This is a genomic window from Streptomyces sp. NPDC059957, assembly GCF_042730015.1.
In the GTDB taxonomy this organism is placed as follows: domain Bacteria; phylum Actinomycetota; class Actinomycetes; order Streptomycetales; family Streptomycetaceae; genus Streptomyces.
On record NZ_JBHWMB010000081.1, the window covers coordinates 17,611 to 21,188 of the forward strand.

Genomic DNA, 3,578 nt, shown 5'->3' on the forward strand with positions numbered 1-3,578 from the left:
GGGTGCTTGCCGCCCAACTCAGCCCCCCTCCTCCCTGCTCCCGTCTTCCCGTTCTTGGCCCCCTTGTTTCTTTGTCCTGGCGCGGTGGGGTTTGGGGGCTGCCCACCGCCGCGCCCCGCACCTCGGGGCGGCGCGCCGGCGCCGGGGCGGTGACCATGACGGCCGCCACGGCGGCGCCCAGCAGCATGATGCCGGCCGCCCACCAGAGCGCGACGCCGAAGCCGTGCACCATGCCCTGGGCCTCGATCAACCGCTGCGCCGGGGACGCGGGGACGCTGTGGGCCGGCTCTGCCGGACCCGCGAGGTGCGCGGCGACGTAGGCCGTCGCGGCCGTGCTCGCGATGGTGTTGAGGAGCGCCGTTCCGATCGCCCCGCCCACCTGCTGGGCCGTGTTGACCGTGGCCGAGGTGATTCCGGAGTCCCGCCGCGCCACGCCCTGGGTGGCCGTCGACATCACCGGCATGAAGACCAGGCCCATGCCGAACCCGAGGACCAGCATCGCCGGGAGCACGTGCGTCGCGTACGAGGAGTCCACCGTCAGCCGCGTGAGCAGGACCAGGGCCACGGTGGCCAGGAGCAGCCCGGGGACGATCAGCGCGCGGGGCGCGAGCCGGTCGAGGAAGCGCGCGGAGACCTGGGTCGCACCGGTGATGATCGCCAGGGTCATGGGGAGGAAGGCCAGCCCGGTCCGGACGGGGGAGTAGCCGAGGACGAGCTGGAAGTAGTAGGTCATGAACAGGAACAGGGCGAACAGGCCGATGGTCGCCAGCGCCATGGTGACGAGGCAGCCGGCCCGCGTCCGGTCCCTGATGACGTGCGGCGGGAGCATGGGGTCGCTCGCCCGCGTCTGCCACCGCGCGAACGCGGCGAGCAGGGCGGCCCCGCCGAAGAGGAGGCCCACGACCAGGCCGTCGGACCAGCCGCGCGGTTCGGCCTCGCTCAGCCCGTAGACGATGGCCACGAGTCCGCCGCACCCGAGGACCGCTCCCGGGACGTCGAGCTTCGCTCCCGTACGGCCCGTGTCGGGCAGGACGGCGAAGGCGCCGAGGATCGCGACCGCGGCGATGACCACGTTGACGTAGAGGCACCAGCGCCAGTCCGTGTACTCGGTGAGCAGGCCTCCGGCGATCAGGCCGACGGCGCCGCCGCCGCTCGCGATCGCCGCGAACACCCCGAAGGCCTTGGCGCGTTCCCTGGGGGTGTCGAAGGTGGTGGCCAGCAGCGACAGGGCGCACGGCGCGAGGAGCGCGGCGAAGACGCCCTGCAGCGCCCGGGCCGCGAAGAGCATCCCCGGCCCGCTCGCCGCGCCGCCCAGGGCGGAGGCGAGGGCGAAGCCGCTCAGGCCGATGACGAACGCCCGCCTGCGGCCGATGAGGTCCGCGAGGCGTCCGCCCAGCAGGAGCAGCCCGCCGAAGGCCAGTGAGTAGGCGGTGATCACCCACTGCCGGTTGCCGTCGGACATCCCCAGGTCGCGCTGGGCGGACGGGAGCGCGATGTTCACGATCGTGGCGTCGAGGACGACCATCAGCTGGGCCAGCCCGATGACGGCGAGCGCCCACCAGCGCCGGGGATCGGGAGGGCCGGCAGGCGGCCCGCCTGCGGGCCGGGGGGCGGCTTCGGGCATCGGGCCGGATGGAGTTCCGCTGGCGGACGTCATGCAGTCAGCCAAACACGGATCGTGAAGGTCAGCCCGCCTGGAGATCCGGCGGTGGGATCCTGCGTCCCCAGCCGGAGCGGCCGGAGCGGCCGGACGGGTGAGCGGGACGGTGGGAGCGGTGGGAGTGGTGGGGGCGAAGGGAGCGCGCGGAGCGGCCGGGGCGCTCGGGGTGCTCGAAGTGACCGGGCTGACCGGAGCGCTCGGGCTGACCGGGCTGACCGGGCTGACCGGAGCGGCCGGGCCGACCCGTCCGCCCGCCCGGCCCGGCGCACCGTGCCGCTGTGTACGCGGGGTCGTACGCGGATGCCGGGAGGGCTCCCGTCGCCCGCCGGCGCCGGACGTGGAGGCGGCGCAGGGCCGAGTACAGGGCGGCAGTGACCACGCTGGCGGCGCACCAGGCGCCGAGGATCACGAGGATCGTGCTGAGGACGGCCACGGGGACTCCTCGGGGTGTGAACGGCACCGTCTGGGCGGGCCGGGCAAGGTGGTGCTCGCCGTGACCGACCAGTACCCGGAGGAAGCGGACTTCACGCCCGCCGCCCCCCGGCTCGGCCCCCGCTACGGTGCGATCGGCAGCTGCCGCTTGTGCTCGGTCAGGCGGTAGCGGCGCACGATCGTCTCGAAGGCGCGCTCCCCGACCGGCTTGCCCTCGAGGAAGTCGTCGATCTCGTCGTACGTGACACCCAGCGCGTCCTCGTCGGCCTTGCCCGGGTCGAGGGTCTCCAGGTCCGCCGTGGGCGTCTTCCAGACCAGCTCGGCCGGTGCGCCAAGGGCGTCGGCGCAGGCCCGTACCCGGCGCTTGGTCAGCCCGGTCAGCGGCACCACGTCGGCCGCGCCGTCACCGAACTTGGTGAAGAAGCCGGAGACCGCCTCGGCGGCGTGGTCGGTGCCGACGACCAGGCCGTCGTGCGCGCCGGCCACCGCGTACTGGGCGATCATGCGCTGGCGGGCCTTGATGTTGCCCTGCACGAAGTCCTGGTGGTGGGCGTCCCGGAAGACGGTCCCGCCGGCCAGGGAGGCGGACAGCGCCGCGTCGCTCGCGGGCTTGACGTCCACGGTCAGCACCCGGTCGGCGTTGATGAAACCGAGGGCGAGCTGGGCGTCCCGCTCGTCGGCCTGGACCCCGTACGGCAGTCGCATGGCAAAGAACGTCGCCTCGTGCCCGGCCGCGCGGACCCGCTCCACGGCGAGCTGGCAGAGCCGGCCGGCCGTCGTGGAGTCCACCCCGCCGCTGATCCCGAGGACCAGGGAGCGCAGGCCGGTGGAGGTGAGCCGCTCGGCCAGGAACGCCACCCGGCGCTCGATCTCCCGCTGGGCGTCGAAGTTCTCGGCGACCAGGAGCTCCCGGGCGATCTCCTGCTGCAGGGCGGTGGACGCCGGCTGGCTCACGGCTGCTCCTCATGATGGTTCGTCGGTCCGCAAGGCGGTGGGATGCGATGCGTTGTCCCGCCGACCCTAACCGAGCGCGCGGGTGAGCCGCGTCTCACCCTCGTGGCGGCGCTTGTCTATGCAACGAGTTGCATAGAAAGATCAAGGCATGGCACTTGAGCACGCGATCCTCGTCTCCCTGCTGGAGCAGCCGGGGTCCGGATATGAGCTGGCGCGCCGGTTCGACCGGTCCATCGGCTACTTCTGGACCGCGACCCACCAGCAGATCTACCGCGTGCTGAACCGGATGGAGGGCGACGGCCGGCTCGACGTCCGCGAAGTGCCGCAGCGGACCCGGCCGGACAAGAAGGAGTACTCCGTCACCGCGGCCGGCCGCGCCGCCCTCTCGGCCTGGCTCCACGAGCCGATCCAGGCAGGGGTACGGCGGCAGCACCGGCGGGTACGGCGCGCCGCCACCGCAGAACCCGTACGGACAGCCACCGTACGGACAGCACCACTACGCGCAGAACCCGTACGAGCAGAACCCGTACGA

The 3,578-nt window shown here is 73.3% G+C and carries 4 protein-coding genes; 1 reads left to right on the plus strand and 3 read right to left on the minus strand.

Annotation, left to right across the window (positions count from 1 at the left end; genetic code table 11):
* The 3 genes from ACFWBW_RS35205 to nadE form a co-directional block, all read right to left on the minus strand.
* A partial coding sequence (locus tag ACFWBW_RS35205; protein ID WP_385381671.1) for an MFS transporter occupies positions 1-1,624 on the minus strand: 1,624 nt, incomplete at its 3' end.
* Between the two features lie 61 nt (positions 1,625-1,685).
* The gene (locus ACFWBW_RS35210; RefSeq protein ID WP_385381674.1) at positions 1,686-2,093 is read right to left on the minus strand and encodes a hypothetical protein; all 408 of its coding nucleotides are present in this window, start codon (positions 2,091-2,093) and stop codon (positions 1,686-1,688) included.
* Between the two features lie 122 nt (positions 2,094-2,215).
* Positions 2,216-3,046, minus strand: a complete 831-nt coding sequence (gene nadE / locus ACFWBW_RS35215; protein ID WP_385381677.1) for an ammonia-dependent NAD(+) synthetase — start codon at positions 3,044-3,046, stop codon at positions 2,216-2,218.
* Positions 3,047-3,194: 148 nt separating this feature from the next.
* Here nadE and ACFWBW_RS35220 point away from each other — a divergent pair.
* On the plus strand, positions 3,195-3,578 hold a 384-nt coding region (locus ACFWBW_RS35220; protein ID WP_385381680.1), incomplete at its 3' end, for a PadR family transcriptional regulator.